The 15,522-nt window shown below is 49.0% G+C and carries 17 protein-coding genes; 8 read left to right on the forward strand and 9 right to left on the reverse strand.

Annotation, left to right across the window (positions count from 1 at the left end; all coding sequences use genetic code 11):
• Positions 1–29: 29 nt before the first annotated feature.
• The 3 genes from ACS5NO_RS13625 to ACS5NO_RS13635 form a co-directional block, all read right to left on the reverse strand.
• Entirely contained in the window at positions 30–191 is a 162-nt protein-coding gene (locus ACS5NO_RS13625; protein WP_229312076.1) for a DUF2188 domain-containing protein, read from the reverse strand.
• 310 nt (positions 192–501) lie between these two features.
• Positions 502–1,965: a two-component system sensor histidine kinase NtrB gene (locus ACS5NO_RS13630; RefSeq protein WP_439415659.1), complete on the reverse strand. Its 1,464-nt coding sequence runs from the start codon at positions 1,963–1,965 to the stop codon at positions 502–504.
• Positions 1,949–2,398, reverse strand: a complete 450-nt coding sequence (locus ACS5NO_RS13635) for a response regulator (protein WP_439415660.1) — start codon at positions 2,396–2,398, stop codon at positions 1,949–1,951. Before ACS5NO_RS13635 ends, ACS5NO_RS13630 begins: the two co-directional genes overlap by 17 nt.
• Positions 2,399–2,716: 318 nt before the next feature.
• On the opposite strand from ACS5NO_RS13635, the gene ACS5NO_RS13640 reads away from it, so the two are divergent.
• Entirely contained in the window at positions 2,717–3,343 is a 627-nt protein-coding gene (locus tag ACS5NO_RS13640) for a porin family protein (RefSeq protein ID WP_439415661.1), read from the forward strand.
• 59 nt (positions 3,344–3,402) lie between these two features.
• On the opposite strand, the gene ACS5NO_RS13645 is transcribed toward ACS5NO_RS13640, so the two are convergent.
• Positions 3,403–4,851, reverse strand: a complete 1,449-nt coding sequence (locus ACS5NO_RS13645; protein WP_439415662.1) for a sigma-54-dependent transcriptional regulator — start codon at positions 4,849–4,851, stop codon at positions 3,403–3,405.
• Between the two features lie 48 nt (positions 4,852–4,899).
• Entirely contained in the window at positions 4,900–5,265 is a 366-nt protein-coding gene (locus ACS5NO_RS13650) for a response regulator (protein WP_114405021.1), read from the reverse strand.
• A gap of 491 nt (positions 5,266–5,756) precedes the next feature.
• On the opposite strand from ACS5NO_RS13650, the gene ACS5NO_RS13655 reads away from it, so the two are divergent.
• The 6 genes from ACS5NO_RS13655 to ACS5NO_RS13680 all read left to right on the forward strand — a co-directional run bounded on the left by ACS5NO_RS13655 (position 5,757) and on the right by ACS5NO_RS13680 (position 11,731).
• Positions 5,757–5,924 carry a lmo0937 family membrane protein gene (locus tag ACS5NO_RS13655; RefSeq protein ID WP_114405022.1) on the forward strand — a complete coding sequence of 56 codons (168 nt, stop codon included), beginning with the start codon at positions 5,757–5,759 and terminating at the stop codon, positions 5,922–5,924.
• 484 nt (positions 5,925–6,408) lie between these two features.
• Positions 6,409–6,696 (forward strand): YtxH domain-containing protein, encoded by a 288-nt coding sequence (locus ACS5NO_RS13660; RefSeq protein ID WP_114405023.1) that lies wholly within the window; start codon positions 6,409–6,411, stop codon positions 6,694–6,696.
• A 50-nt stretch (positions 6,697–6,746) separates the two neighbouring features.
• Positions 6,747–7,076, forward strand: a complete 330-nt coding sequence (locus ACS5NO_RS13665) for a YtxH domain-containing protein (RefSeq protein ID WP_138992381.1) — start codon at positions 6,747–6,749, stop codon at positions 7,074–7,076.
• A 748-nt stretch (positions 7,077–7,824) separates the two neighbouring features.
• Positions 7,825–8,502, forward strand: a complete 678-nt coding sequence (locus ACS5NO_RS13670; protein WP_439415663.1) for a response regulator — start codon at positions 7,825–7,827, stop codon at positions 8,500–8,502.
• A gap of 30 nt (positions 8,503–8,532) precedes the next feature.
• Positions 8,533–9,948: a HAMP domain-containing sensor histidine kinase gene (locus ACS5NO_RS13675; protein WP_439415664.1), complete on the forward strand. Its 1,416-nt coding sequence runs from the start codon at positions 8,533–8,535 to the stop codon at positions 9,946–9,948.
• Positions 9,949–10,045: 97 nt separating this feature from the next.
• The gene (locus ACS5NO_RS13680) at positions 10,046–11,731 is read left to right on the forward strand and encodes a proton-conducting transporter transmembrane domain-containing protein (protein ID WP_439415665.1); all 1,686 of its coding nucleotides are present in this window, start codon (positions 10,046–10,048) and stop codon (positions 11,729–11,731) included.
• 73 nt (positions 11,732–11,804) lie between these two features.
• Here ACS5NO_RS13680 and ACS5NO_RS13685 read toward each other — a convergent pair whose 3' ends face one another.
• From ACS5NO_RS13685 to aroQ, 4 genes are read right to left on the reverse strand one after another with little or no spacing between them, the layout of a single operon-like run.
• On the reverse strand, positions 11,805–12,269 hold the full coding sequence (locus tag ACS5NO_RS13685; RefSeq protein WP_439415666.1) for a pyrophosphohydrolase domain-containing protein: 465 nt from the start codon (positions 12,267–12,269) through the stop codon (positions 11,805–11,807).
• A gap of 18 nt (positions 12,270–12,287) precedes the next feature.
• Positions 12,288–12,851: a MarC family protein gene (locus tag ACS5NO_RS13690; RefSeq protein ID WP_138992385.1), complete on the reverse strand. Its 564-nt coding sequence runs from the start codon at positions 12,849–12,851 to the stop codon at positions 12,288–12,290.
• Positions 12,845–13,852: an aminotransferase class V-fold PLP-dependent enzyme gene (locus ACS5NO_RS13695; RefSeq protein WP_439415667.1), complete on the reverse strand. Its 1,008-nt coding sequence runs from the start codon at positions 13,850–13,852 to the stop codon at positions 12,845–12,847. The genes ACS5NO_RS13690 and ACS5NO_RS13695 overlap by 7 nt, the downstream gene beginning before the upstream one ends.
• A gap of 25 nt (positions 13,853–13,877) precedes the next feature.
• On the reverse strand, positions 13,878–14,306 hold the full coding sequence (aroQ, locus tag ACS5NO_RS13700) for a type II 3-dehydroquinate dehydratase (RefSeq protein ID WP_114405031.1): 429 nt from the start codon (positions 14,304–14,306) through the stop codon (positions 13,878–13,880).
• A gap of 109 nt (positions 14,307–14,415) precedes the next feature.
• Here aroQ and xerD point away from each other — a divergent pair, with 109 nt between their 5' ends.
• Positions 14,416–15,312, forward strand: coding sequence for a site-specific tyrosine recombinase XerD (gene xerD / locus ACS5NO_RS13705; protein ID WP_439415668.1), 897 nt, complete (start codon positions 14,416–14,418; stop codon positions 15,310–15,312).
• Positions 15,313–15,522: the final 210 nt, after the last annotated feature.

Consider the following 15,522-nt stretch of genomic DNA (forward strand, 5'->3'; position numbering starts at 1 on the left):
AATGGTGTGGAGTACGAATCGCTTTTACCTTAGGCCACCTGACGGGATTCCATAAACCGTTGGCGCGCCCAGGCGCGGGCTTCGTAGATACTGGTTGAAATCGCTTCTTTCTTGTCAGGCACTTCCTGTTCCAGAAGCGAGTTGGCAATCTCAATCGCCTTGGCGCGAACGCTGGGCGGTAGCGAACGCATTGCTGCGGGGAAATGGGTTTGATTCCAGACCATGTTCTTTATCGCTTGTTGATGCCAATTGTATTGAGATAATTATGCCAGATTGAATTCCCCATTAGACGATCAATTTCCCTAATCCTACCGCACTGATAATCAATCATATTCAAGAGAAAATTCTTGATAAAACACAAAATTCCGCCGTGCCACTTCCGGCGGTTTGTAGAAAATGGTTTCCTCACTGTGTATGAAAATCCACAGCTAAATCCATAAAAAATGGCCTCCGAATTTCTCAGAGGCCACGGGTACTTTGCGTTGTCGGTTTACACTTTGATCACTTGGGGAAAATGAGTCGAAATGTTGTCCCCTGCCCTTCCTGACTTTCGACCTCAATCGAACCCCGGTGGCTGTTGATGATATTTTGTGTTGTTGTTAAACCCAGTCCCATACCGCCCTGTTTTCCGGTAAAAAACGGATCGAAAAGCCGTTGGCGATTGGCTTCCGAAATCCCAGAACCGTTGTCTTCCACACAAACCATGATGGCCCGTTCATTAATGGGAATGGTTTTTACCGTCAGCACCCCGGTCATTTCCTTCATCGCTTCCACAGCGTTGATCAAAATATTGAGCAAGGCGGTTTTAAACTGTTCTTTATCGAGCGGAACGGCACAGTCTTCGGTGGTGAAATCAGTCACCAGTTTCATGCCTTTGAGTTGCAGCCGGTCATGAACCAGATACAACGTATCCCGTACAGCATCGTTCAGGTTGTGCGACGTCAATTCCAGATCGCGCGGTTTCGACGAGTTGAGCATCTCGGTGATCAACTGACCGATGCGCTCGGCATTTCGGCGGATGATGTTGATGTAGAGTGATAAGCCCGGGTCATCGGGGGGTAAATCTTCTTTCAATTGCTCAAGGGCCAGGTGCAGGTTGGTCAGCGGATTCCGCACCTCGTGGGCAATGCTGCGGGCAATCTGGCCGGTCATGCTCAGCTTTTCGGCAATCAACAGATCGCGCTGGGCTTTCTTTTGCTGGGTAACATCCCGCACGATGGCCTGATACCAGTTGGTAACGCCCCCCTTGTCGGGTATGGCAACGACCGAAAGCAGGCAGTCGATCCGTTTTCGGTCTTTGCTGACCAGCACAATCTCGGTATCTTTCACCTGCTCCGACTCATCAATTTGTCGGCGCAACTGCTCATACACCTCTGCTTTATCAAACAGTTCACTAACGTTCATTTTCCGCAGTTCCTCGTCCGAATACCCCGTCAGTTTTTCCAGGGAAGGGTTGATCTCCTGAAACTCAAAGTTGCGGTCGGTAACAAAAATGGCATCGATCGATCGTTCGAACAGCGAACGGTATTTATTTTCCTTTTCGGCCAGTTCGCCCACCACATTGGCCTGCCGCAAGGCATAGCGAATGCTTCGGCCGAGCAGTTGGGCGTCGATCCGGCCTTTCACGAGATAATCGGCTGCACCCAGTTTGAGGGCCGAATAATCCACTTCCAGATCATCCTGCCCCGTCAGCAATATCATCGGCGTCTGGCATCCGGCCTTAAACGCTTCGTGAATCAGCTCAATACCGGTTCGTTCGCCCAGGCGGTAATCGACCAGATACACATCGTAGGCATTTTGGTAAATATGCTCGAGTGCCGAGTTAAAATCACTGACCCAATCGAGGTGGATGTTGGCATTGTCGCGGGTAGAAACCAGGGATTTCGTCAGGACAAAATCGTCTTCATCATCCTCAACCAGCAGTACCCGGATGGGTTTTTCCGAGAGTTCATCGGGTTGAGTCATCAGGTAGGGAAACGGTGTCAATCCAGTATTTTTTTATGGTGGTTGTGATGTCGAGTAACGTACTAAAATCAAACGGTTTGGAGATGTAGGAACTGACCCCCAAATCGTAGGTTCGCAGAATATCTTCTTCGGCCGTCGAGGTTGTTAATACAACGACCGGGATTTGCCGGAATTGCTCGTTAGCCTTGATTTCACGCAGTGCCTGAATTCCGTTTTTTCGGGGCATGTTCAAATCGAGCAGAATCAGGCTGGGGCGCAGAGCCGATGCATACGGCTCCCGCTGGTACAGAAAATTCATGAGTTCTTCCCCATCTTCCACAAAGTGTAATTCCGATGTCAGGTTACATTCCCGAAACGCCTGTTCGATCAGAAGGCGGTCATCGGCATCGTCGTCAGCAATCAATATGCTGGTATGCAAAGATTTATTAGTCATTTGAGTGGATATCGAATGAGATCACAGGGTCTTTGTCCCAATAAAGGCAAAAGTGTACCTACTTTCCTCGTATAAAGAAACAAGTTTCTATTTCTGGTGTTTTTCGAAACGGGCAAATCTTACTTCCTGTCTTCTACACTTTGAGTAGGATCTTCCACAAAAACCGCTTCCCGCCCAGGTTCAAACCAGTTGTAACCAAATTCAACAATAAACTAAATATAGCTGATTGTCAACCCATTACTGATAAACCATTCACCACTTTGTGCTTTGGCATAAAATTGTCAACAACTGATGCGTATAACAAACCTATTATATGCCATGAAAATCCCGATTGTTAGAATGTTAGTTGCCTCTGTTCTGGTTAGCAGCCTATCGGTTTTAAAAATCTCGGCCCAGACAACACCCCGGACCGGAATTAAAGGCGGCTTGAATGCCAGCACACTCTACCTGGACAACGTCGATGATCGCAATGAACGAATTGGTTTTCACGTCGGTCTTTTTACTCAGATCCCGGTAACCTCATTCTTCGCCATTCAGCCCGAACTTCAATATACTACCAAGGGTGTTTCGGCCAATTATAACCTGCTGGGAAATACCGGCAAGAACAATTTTAACCTGAATTACGTGGAACTGCCGGTTCTGGCCACGTTTAAGCTGGGCAATTCCGTCGATCTACAGGCCGGACCGTATGCGTCCTATCTGGTAAGTTCGAAGGTAACGACAGACGGTGACTTCGGTTCTGACTATCGCAACATCAACCGTGACAATTTCAACACCCTGGATTATGGTATTGCCGGCGGTTTGAATATTTACTTCGGAAAAGCCCTGCTGGGATTGCGCTACGGACAGGGTCTGCAGCCAGTGGCGAAAGATGGTGCGGCCCGTTTGCTCATGGGAAAAGCGAAAAACGCCGTTGGCCAGGTTTCACTGGGTTTTGCGTTCTAATATATCCCGATTGCCCCTGTATCCGCTGACGGATCGGATGCAGGGGCAAAACGAGCTTATCACAGGTGAATATCGTACGCTTTTAGCTTGTTATAAAGGGTCTTACGGTCAATGTTCAGCACTTCGGCGGCTTTGGTTTTGTTGTAGCCGGTTTTCTCTAGAACTTTGATAATGGCCGCCCGTTCGGCATTTTCCGACACGGATTTAAGATTGTTGGCGGGAGCAACGGTCGAAACTGCCGAACCGTTTTCTTCCATCACATAGGTAGGAGAGATAATCTCATAGGGCAGGCAATCCAGCGTAATGAAATCGCCCTGTGACAGCAGAACGGCCCGCTTCACAACGTTCTGAATTTCACGCAAATTACCGTGCCAATAATATTCTTTTAGTTTATCTTTCACCTCATCGTCGAAGCCCAGGACATTTTTCTCCAACTGTTCGTTGGCGATTTCCAGAAAGTGGTCAGCAAAAAGCAGAATGTCGGCCTTGCGTTCACGCAGGGGAGCCAGCTCGATGCGGAATTCGTCCAGACGGTGGAAAATATCTTCCCGGAAACGGCCCTGCCGAACGGCTTCGCGAAGGTCTTCGTTGGTAGCAACCAGAATGCGGACATCGACGACAATGTCGGTATTACTACCAATCCGGCGTATTTTTCGCTCCTGCAAAACGCGCAGGAGTTTGATCTGATTCTCATACGAGAGATTGCCAATCTCATCCAAAAACAACGTACCTCCGTTGGCATATTCGAAGCTGCCCATCTTATCAGACATCGCGCCCGTAAAAGCACCTTTGGTATGGCCAAACAGTTCACTCCCCGCCAGTTCTTTGGACAGGGCTCCGCAGTCGATGGCGACAAACGGTTTACCGGCCCGCTTGCTTTTCTGGTGGATGGCATTGGCGACAAACTCCTTCCCCGTTCCGGTTTCGCCGGTGATGATCACCGACATGTTGGTAGGCGCAATGAGGTCGATGTGTTTCTGAAGCATTTCGGCCGACCGGCTTTTTCCGAAGATAAACCGTTTGCCACCACTGACGAGGGTGGCGGTTTTGGCGGCCCGGGCGGGCGGTTTTACCGGACTTGTTTCGGGCGTATCGTCCCCGTCGTCGGCAGAGGCAACGCCGATCGACCGGGCATCGGTCTTTTGGCTACGCCGGTCCAGGGCACTTTTGATAGTATACAGGATTTCGTCCGGAAAAAGCGGTTTGGTAACATAGTCATATGCACCGTGCTTCACCGTTTGCACCGCCATTCGAACGTCGGAGTATCCGGTGATGATGATAACCGCCGTGGTAGGGTCGAGGATTTTTATCCGGCGTAACATTTCAAGACCATCGACATCGGGGAGCTTGAAATCGCAGATAACCAGTTCGAACGGGTCTTTTCGCAGCAGAGTCAAGGCGTCATCTCCTCGTTGAACAGAAGCCGTCTTATATCCTTGTTTTGACAAAAATCGTTCTAAAAGCAGGCATATATCCGTATTATCGTCAACGATTAAGATTCTTTCCATAGAGGGACAGTTACAGCGCCCAGTTACTTAATGAGGGGATAAAGTTAACTAAACTTGGATATATTGTAAAGCTTGTTCGATGGTCTTGCGATTAAAAGGTTTCCCGATAAAATAATCGGCTCCTTCCTGCGAAGCACGTTTGCGTTCCGCAATCCCATCAAAAGCGCTGATCATGATTACTTTCGTGTTGGTTGTGCTCGTTCGGATGTGAGACAACAATTCGAAACCAACGCCGTCGGGCAAACTCAAATCCAGAAATACCGCATCGTAAGCCTGTTGGGCCAATCGTTGACGACCCTCTTCCAGAAAGTTCGCGCAGGTCGGCTGATAACCCATTCGCTTTAATAAACCGGAAAGCAATAGACAAATATCCGCTTCGTCGTCGACGATAAGTACTCGTTTCGTATTCGTCATATTTGATAATACCGGCTTATATTGACTCCCGGTTTGCCAGCCCCTCATGCTCTCCACAGTTTTGTCCCGTTTTCCATATTTCTACTATTACGTCGGATTAACCTATAGATAATAATGTGCCTAAAATTCACACATCTTATCAAATCCCGCTCAGCAGTCCAATTTAACACAAAATTAATGCTTAGGTAATTAAAAAATAGCCAACCATTCCTCCAAAACGCCTGAATAAATATTTTCCGGTTTTGCAATCAGATGTTTTTTTTCTACACTAATTTCTACACCTGTAGATTTTTCTCTACAACCGATCTTTTCCGGCTCTGATCTATACGAATCAACAGGCAATCATTTTTCGAGGAAAGTTCCTACAAATCAATCAATTCTTGTATTTTTTGATGATAGTATATTTCGAACGAAGCATTTGGCATAAGATTTTCATACAAAGCAAGCAGAAGCATCGATTACTTAAACATTTTGACCTTGAACCGAACGCTATGGGAAACTTACTTTACACAGTCGCAGTAATATTGATCATTATCTGGGCTTTGGGTTTTTTTGGCATACTCGGTACCGGCATTGCAGGCAATAATTTAATCCACATCTTACTCGTAATAGCAATCGTTGCAATCCTCCTCCGCGTTATCCGCGGCAGGGGAGTCTGATATTCTCACATCATTTAAAAACGCCGTTGGCCTTTGGGCCAATAAAACATCGATACAATCGCTTCAAAAAGTACGGGAAGCGATACGTTTAGGTTTAGGTGGTTTCATTTTAGGTTAAGTACAAGTTACGGTGGGTACGGAATCCCTGCATCAGATTTGAGTGCAGGGATTTTTTGTTATTTCCATTTCCGACCTCCCGCTCAATGCCGAATTTAATCCGTCACGTTCCGGGCCGAATCGACCAGCCTCACAAAACGTTCGGGGTCAAGCAGCAATTGGTTTCTACAGTTTGTAGAAATTATTCCTCAATATCCCGAAAATGAGCTATTTTGAATAAACTCGAAAATAAAATTAAATTATACTGGTAATCAATCGCTTAACTTATTATTTTAGAGCTAGCGATGCAGTGTGGTACGAATTTTTCTATAAAGGCAATGTTATCCGCCGTGAGCGGTAGTTTTTCACTTAAACCGTTTGAAAGGTTATGAAACCGAACTTCAGTGGACTGGTCGTTGCGATATTGACAGGTGCAGCCTTGGGTCTTTTATTGGCACCGCGCAGTGGGAAAGATACCCGCAAGAAAATTACAAATGATTCTGATAAATTTCTGAAGGATCTACAGGACACCATCGCGAATGGATTCAACAGCATTCGCAATCAGTATGACGATGCCCGGGATAACCTGTCATCAAAATACAATGATGCCGTAGATACGGTAGCTTCCCGGACGAAAGGCGCGGTTGAACGGGTTGAACGCAATTCTAAACATTAATTACTTAATTTGCTACCTTCATACGTCGCAAACATAAATTAGGAAACACCATGAAAAGTTCAAGAGATTTTCTGTTAGGGTTCATCACAGGCGTAGTAGCAGGCATTTTGACGGCCCCCAAGAGCGGCCAGGAAAGTCGGCAGTGGATTCAGGATGAAGCTGATAAACGCACGAAAGATCTTCAGGATCAATGGAACAAGGGCGTCGAGCAGGTGAAAACCCAGGTTGAGCAGGTGAAATCACAGGTGAACCAGTGGACCGGGAAACTGCAGGATGAAAGCGAAACCAAAAAAGAAAAGTTCAACGACAACGTCGACAACCTGGCCAACAAGGCACACAGTGGTGTAGATTCTGCCAAGCAGTCGCTCAAAGTCGACTAAGTGGACTGTTGGCCACGGGTTCAAACCGGGGCTTCCATCCCACTCATTTGATTTACTCAACGCTATGAAATAGAGCGAAACGTCGGTAATCCTGACGTTTCGCTTTTTTGTTACTCAATTTATCTGCAACTTGTGGTTGTCAATTCACCGGCAGATTTTGCCAAATGCCTAAAAAACGGCATTTCTACCAGCAGAATCGCGGTTTTCCAACAAAATCAAACTGGTTTCAGGGGAAGCCAGAAAATAACTAAGTAGTTTTCTTTGATTTTTTGGAGAAATTTTAATGTCTATGCTGTAAACAACTATTATATTTGCATACTAATTGTAGAAACAACATATTAAAGATATAGACCCGGTTGCTGATCGGGTCGCAACCAAAAACAGCCTAAGCCTGAACGGGCGGCTGTTTTTAAATGGTGTGGATATAGTCGGAAAGCTATTCGGGCAGTCTCGGATAGCTTTTTTGTTTTATATCCGTCCGGCTTTTCACCTGATTTTAACCTGTCTTTAACTTCGGTTTAATCTACCCCCTCTACTTTTGACCATCAAATTTCCGCTGTAAGTCAGCTAGTTTCTTACAACAGGGAGGTTGAACTTCAAAGCTGATGCGAATTAGCTTTGAATGGTGTGGATAGGATGAAAAAAGCTGCCTGAACATATATTTCGGGTAGCTTTTTTGTTTTATTGCGTTATATATGGTATTTCGACCTTGATTTATTCACTTCGGGGTAAGCTAGTCTCAGCAAGTATGAAAATTCTGGTAGTAGAAGACGAGCCTAAACTCGCTTCGTTCGTAAAAAAGGGCCTGGAAGAACAGTCGTTTGAGGTTGATGTGGCATTTGATGGGCAAATTGGACGAACGATGGCCCTGAGCAACAGTTATGATGTGATTGTCCTGGATGTGAATGTTCCGAAAATAAACGGCTACGACCTGGCAAAATCGTTACGCTCCGAAAACATCAAAACACCCATTCTGATGCTGACGGCAATGGGTTCGCTCGATAATAAAGTGGCCGGTTTTGAAGCGGGTGCCGACGATTATCTGGTTAAACCCTTCGAGTTCCGTGAACTGCTGGCCCGGCTGCGCGCCTTAAGCAAACGAATGATCGACACGAGCCAGCAGTCGAACCTCCTGAAAGTAGCCGATCTGGAGCTGGATCTGAACGAAAAAATTGCCCGGCGGGGCGGCAAGCGAATTGAACTCACCGCCAAAGAATTTGCGTTGCTGGAATACCTGATGCGCAACCGGAGCCGGGTTGTTTCCCGAATCGACATCGCCGAAAAGGTGTGGGACATTCACTTCGACACCGGCACGAACGTCATCGATGTGTATGTCAATTTCCTGCGCAAAAAAGTTGATAAAGACTTCCCGGTCAAACTCATTCATACCGTCATCGGGATGGGATATATGTTAAAAGAGGAATAGCGACCCGCAGTCTCCTTTCGCCTAACTGCCATGAACATCAGAACCCGGCTAACTGTCCTTTTTGCGCTGCTGGTTGGTTCCATCATCCTGCTGTTTTCTCTCACCATTTATTATTTATTCGATCAGTACCGCGAACGGGAGTTTTATGACCGTCTCCGACAGAATGCGTTTGCAACCGCCCAGTTGTTGGAAAATGTAGAGGTAAGGGGCATTACTGACAAAATGCTGCAGCAGATCGAACTGAATTACATGTCGCTCTACAAAGGACACGTGACCATCTTTTTGCCCGATAACCGGATTCTGCACTCGACCGATTCCAAACGGGAGGTAGTTTCTCTCCAATTTCTGGAACAGGTTCGGAATGGCAAGGAAATTTTCAGGCGCAACGGCATGGTGGAAACCCTCGGCGTCCGGTTTACCGACCGCCACAACCGCATCCTGGTGGTGGTGGCAACGGCCATCGACCGCTACGGTTTTACCAAAATTGAGTGGCTGCGGGATATTCTGGTCATTAGCTGGATCGTCAGCATGGGCATCGTGCTGCTGGCGGGGTGGTTTTTTGCCGGCGATGCACTCAAACCAGTTTCCGACATCATCGATCAGGTCAACGATATTTCAGCCACCAACATCTACGCCCGGCTGCGCATCGGAAGTCCCAAGGACGAGCTGGCCAAATTGGCGGCAACGTTCAATGAAATGCTCGAACGACTGGAGCAGGCGTTTATTCTTCAGAAAAACTTCGTTTCCCATGCCTCCCATGAACTGCTCACCCCGCTGACGGTGATGATGGGTCAGGTCGATGTGGCACTGATGCAACCCCGCAAGGAATACGAATACAAACAGGCCCTGGAAAGTGTGCTGGAAGAAGGCAAAAAAATGAACAGCCTGGTCAACGGTCTGCTCGAATTGGCGCGGGTGAATGCCGACGCAGCCACGCTGTCGTTCAAACCGGTGCGGATCGACGAGGTGCTCTGGCAGGGGCGCAGCCGGTTGTTGCAAAAGAATGAAGAATACCGGATCGATATCGAATACGAAAAACTCCCCGGCAACGAAGAAGAACTGATTGTGATGGGCGAAGAATCCCTCCTGCAAATGGCTTTTCAGAACCTGATCGAAAACGGCTGTAAATATTCGAAAGACCGGCACATGGTGGTGACCCTAAACGCGGGCGAAGACGACATCAGACTGACGTTTACCGACCACGGATACGGCATTCCGCCGGAAGACATTCCCCATTTGTTTGAGCCCTTCTTCCGTTCCGAAACCACCTCCGGCATCATCGGACACGGCATCGGGCTGGCCCTCACCCACCGCATCATTACCATCCACAAAGGCCAGATTCGGGTAGAGTCGGAAACCGGAAAAGGCACCTCCGTGGAAGTAACCGTACCGGTTCGAAAGATCATTACAACCGAAAAACCGGTAGCTTTTGAACTCGACGAATAAGCACAACGGGCCAATTTAACCCGTTTTTAACTTGACCTTAATTCACTTTTAACAGCGTTTCGTCACCTTTGACTTCAGAGTTACAAGCCACTTGTACATGGAGTCTGCTGTTTTCATCCTTACTGCTACAAGTAGCCTGGGCGTCTTTTTGTTCCGGGGGCAGACGAAGTATTACTTCAGCCTGTTTCTCCATATTCTCCTCATTGTTACGGCTTCTTCCTGGGCTTTCCGCGCACTGTCGGCCGGTAGGCTGATGCAATTCAATCTGCTGGAACGGGCCGGTTTGCTTTTACCCGTCAACATCGATAGCCTGTCGGCTTTTTTCCTGGGTGTCATCAGCCTGACCGTACTCATGGGCGTGCTGTATGCCAACGGCTATCTGAAACTGTATCGGCAAATCCAATCGGACTGCCAACTGTCGTTTCATCACCTGGCACTCCTGTGGCTCCATCTGTCTATGATTCTGGTTTGCACCCTGCGTGGCGGAACCGCATTTCTGGTTTCCTGGGAGCTGATGGCCGTGGCCGCATTTGGGTTGGTGGTTTTCGAGGGCGAACGGAAAGATATTTTAAAAACCGGTTATGCTTACCTGCTCCAGATTCAAATGGGGTTTGTGTTCATCCTGATGGCCTTGCTGATCGCCGGTTCGCAGGCGCATTCTTACGGTTTCGATAGCCTCAGTGCTTATTTCATGACCCACAAGCCATTACCGGTTTTTCTGCTGTTTTTTATCGGATTTGGCAGTTACGCGGGGTTCGTTCCCATGCATAGCTGGCTCCCTCAAACGCAGTTAACAGCACCATCCCACGTTTCAGCCATTCTATCCGGCGTACTGACCCAAATGGGCCTTTACGGCATTCTGCGGGTGCTAACGTATATCCATACCGATCTGGCTCCCATTGCCTTCTTCCTCCTTGGTTTTTCGCTCCTGTCGGGGTTGGTTGGCAGCCGGAACGCCTTTCTCCAACACGATGGCAAGAAATTGCTGGCCTACAACAGCATCACCAATACCGGAATCATCGGAATCGGAATCGGGGCCGGATTGGTGGGCATTGCTTTTAACCTTCCCGCCCTGGCAGCACTGGGGTTTACGGGGGGTATCTTACATATCGCCAACCATGCTTTGTCCAAGTCGCTGCTGTTTTTTGGCATCGGCTCCATTTACCGGGCTACGCACACCCGGAATATTGACCAGTTAGGCGGTTTGATCCGAACCATGCCGAAAACGTCGTTCCTATTCCTCCTCGGTGTGCTGGCGCTCTGCGGCTTGCCGCCCTTCAACGGTTTTGTGTCCGGATTTCTGATTTATTGGGGGCTGATCAAGGGCCTTACCCTGCATACCGACATGCTGAATCTGACGATCTGGGCGGTTTTTGCAGGGCTTATTCTGATCAGCGGCCTCACCGTAATGGGTTTCAGGAAAGTCTTTGAAACGGCATTTCTGGGGACTTCCCACTCCGAATCCGCAGCGCACGCCAAAGAAGTACCCGATGACCTGCTGGTTTCCCCGTTGCTGGCAAGCCTTTCCATTCTGACAATCGGCATCTGGCCCACGTTTTTCCTGAAACTCACCGGCAACGTAGCCGCTCTGTACGTCACCGAACTCCAGGCCATCGACGCGGCTGTTCCCATGCTGGCGTATACCGGCAGTATGGGGGCCACACTGATCGGAGCCACGCTTTTTATCCTGTGGATTCGGACAAAACTGCAGAAGCCTATCCGCATCGATTATCATTCGCCCAACTCGTTTCGCAAACCCAAAAAAGAACACGAGTTTGGGTAACCCTCAATTATCTGTAATTTATTTAGGTTATTTCAGGTTCAGGCCGGTCGATTGACCGGCCTGACTTTTTTACCTATTTCAGAAACCCTTCCAGTGAGGCTGGCGAATAATTGACGTTTTTCAGTGTTTTGTTGTCGGCTGTGCGATATACCAGGTATTTGCCGTCCGACTCCACGTAGTGGCAGTCTACGCCTTTTGCCTGGTAGTGCTGAACGGTTGCTTCGGCCTCGGGCACCGTCAGACAGGCTTTGCTGAGGTTCGAACGCTGGACTTCGTCAAACAAGGCTTTGAAGCGGTCGCCCAGCCCGAATTCCAGAATGGCACCAGCCAGCACATACTGCAAATCGCAGAGCGCATCGGCCACTTCCACCAGGTCTTTTTCCAGAATGGCAACTTCCAGTTCTTTCAATTCCTCGGCCAGTAGCGCAACCCGGAGCTGACAGCGGGTTTCGGACGGAATCTGAGGGGTTTCTAAAACCGGGTGGTGAAAAGTCCGGTGAAATTCGGCAACAGCGTTTAATGAATCGGGCGTTTGCATTGACCTGGATGACAGTGATTAAAAATTATTTTTGATGAGTTTGATCGAAATTGCCAGCAAAATAATGCCGAAAACCTTCCGTAGAATATTGATTCCACCCGGCCCCAGCCGGTTTTCAATCCAGGCCGATGACTTCAGAACGGCGTAAATCAGCACGAGATTGATCAGAATACCAACCAGAATATTGGCGGTTGCATACTCCGCTTTCAGCGACAGGATGGTCGTCATGGTCCCGGCTCCGGCAATGAGCGGAAAGGCGATGGGAACGATGTGGGTGGCACCGGCCCCGTGATCATCGGCTTTGAAAATGTTCCGGCCCAGAATCATTTCCAGCCCCAGCAAAAAGATGATCAGCGCACCCGCCACCGCAAACGATGACACATCGACGCCGAACAGCTTCAGGATGGACTCCCCTACAAACAGGAACGCCACCATCAGCAAAGCCGACGCCAGCGTCGCTTTCTCCGACTCAATTTTGCCGGTTTTCTTCCGAAGATCGATGATGACCGGCAGCGAACCAACCACATCGATAACCGAAAACAGAATGAGCGTGACGGAAATAATTTCTTTGAAATTCAGCATAGGTAGCCCCGCAAAAACTGTTTTAACGCATCTATTTCCCATGCCTCAATGGCCGGGAAATTGGCAATCCGGAAGGTGTTCGATTTCCAGTCGCCATACCCATTGCCAAGGGTAATCCCGGCTTTTTGAGCAGCGGTTTTCACGGCCCGGATGGCTTCTTCACTCCCCTGAACAGCAATCACCGTGTCCGACCGCAGCTCCGGATTCGTGATCAGCAGTTCCCAGGTGGTTTCTTTTTCGATCAATTCGTACCAGTCAGCCGCCCGGCTGCGCACCAGGGTATCGACTTCCGAAATGGGCGAAACCTGCTGCAATACTCTCATTAACAGATAAATACCCAATCCGTTTGGGGTAAACTGCGTCTGGTATTTTGCGATATTTTCATGGATGAACAACAGACTGTTGTAATACTGCCGATCGGCGATAATCTCTGCCTGTTTGAGCGCATCAGGCGAGTAAATCAACACGGCCAGACCCGCCGGCAAACCCAGGCACTTCTGCACCGAAGCAAACCAGACATCGGCCAGCGACCAGTCGAACACGAGACCGCCCAGCGATGAAACCGCATCAACGGCAATCAAACCACTGAATTCCCGCCGAAACTGCGCCAGGGTGTCCATCCGCACCTGCGTTCCGTTGGAGGTTTCGTTCTGCACCACACACAATACATCCGCTTCGCCGGGCAAAATCATCGGTTTGATCCGGTGGGCATATTCCATCCATTTCTTCCCGAAAGCGCCCCCGTACGGATGCAGGCTCGTGGTCACCGTCAGCGATTGGGCAACGATTTCCCAGCACTCTGTGGCCGATGAGACAAACGCAATGTGATAGTCCGCCGGAATTGCCAGTTTTTCGTGCAGCAACCGAAGCGTTTCCTTCACAATTTCCATAAAACCGGCAGACCGGTGATTCAGACTCACGACGCCCGACCGAATGGCCTCCTGCGCATAGTCGGCCACCTGCGGATACACTTTGGACGGACCGGGATAAAAGGTAATCATTGCTACTTTACTGAATTATAGATTCTTATTTTTCCAAACTCAGCAAATACCGCACCGCCAGATCGTACCCCAATAATCCCAGTCCAAGAATAACACCCTTGCACTTCGCTGACAAATAGCTGTGGTGCCGGAACGATTCGCGGGCGTGGACATTGGAAATGTGCACTTCGACCGCCGGGGCCGGAACCGCCGACAGTGCATCGGCCAGGGCGATGGAGGTGTGCGTATAAGCCCCGGCATTGATCACGATGCCGTCGATGGTAAAGCCCAGTTCGTGAATTTTATCGATCAGTTCGCCCTCGTGGTTGGATTGAAAATACCGGATTTGCACGTCAGGAAACGCCTGTTCGATGGTTTCCAGGTAGTCGACAAAGGTGCGGCTGCCGTAAATTTCGGGTTCACGTTTCCCCAGCAGGTTGAGGTTAGGGCCGTTTAGAATCAGAATCTGTTTCATGGGTAAAAGAGTTGAGCCGCCGGGCGACCCATTACAAATTACGGACGCCGATGATTGCGGTTCCGGGAATTAAACCGTAATTCGCAATCTGTACTCCGTCGATGATACTGTGTGGCAAAGTTACATTAACGCTTTCAAAAACTACCTGAAACTGGAACGTTCGCTGGCCGAAAATTCCGTTGAAGCGTATTTGCATGATATCAGCAAATTACACGAATTTCTGGCGTTAACCGGCGACCCGGTTGCGCCGACGCAGGTTACGGAAGACCTGATTTTCGATTTTCTGGCCTATCTGACCGATCTCGGCTTGTCGGCCCAGTCACAGGCCCGGATTCTTTCCGGTTTGAAAGCCTTCTACAAATTTTTGCTGCTGGAAAACGAGATTCAAACCGACCCGACGCAACTCATCGACGGCCCCAAACTGAGCCGAAAACTGCCAGACACCCTGAGTTTTCCCGAAATCGAAGCCATTCTGAGTGCCATTGACCTGTCCACGCCCGCAGGCACCCGCGACCGCGCCATGATTGAAGTGCTGTACAGTTCCGGGCTGCGGGTTTCCGAACTCCTGGATTTGCGGCTGACCAGTTGTTATTTCGAAGTCGGTTTTATCCGCATCAGCGGGAAAGGCAACAAAATGCGGCTGGTGCCGATTGGTAAAGATGCTATCAAACACACCACCCTTTACGTCGACCACGTTCGGAGTCAACTGGAGATCCAAAAAGGGGCCGAAGATACGGTTTTCCTGAACCTGCGGGGGAGTTCACTGTCGCGGGTGTCGGTATTCAAAACCATCAAAAAACTGGCCCTTGCGGCCGGTATTCAAAAGGAGATCAGTCCGCACACGTTCCGGCATTCGTTCGCGACGCATTTGATCGAAGGCGGGGCCGATTTGCGGGCGGTGCAACAGATGCTCGGCCACGAATCCATCACGACCACCGAGATTTACACCCACCTCGACCGCGATTATTTGAAGCAGATCATTACAGATTTTCACCCCCGATCCTAGAAAATTCCCAAGCCTGGAAAACAAAAGTACCCGCCATCAAAAATAGCGGGTACTAATCTCGTCGGTTAACCCTAACCCAAATCACATTAAGTAGTTCGACTCAATTATTTTAGATTAAAGGGACTGAACTTGATACTCAACTGTTGGCCCACATTGGCCAGGCATTGATGAACGGCATAAAACAAGGTTTCTTTTTCGGCGTAATCCTGA

This window comes from Larkinella fluvii (assembly GCF_051857545.1).
Taxonomy (GTDB): Bacteria; Bacteroidota; Bacteroidia; order Cytophagales; family Spirosomataceae; genus Larkinella.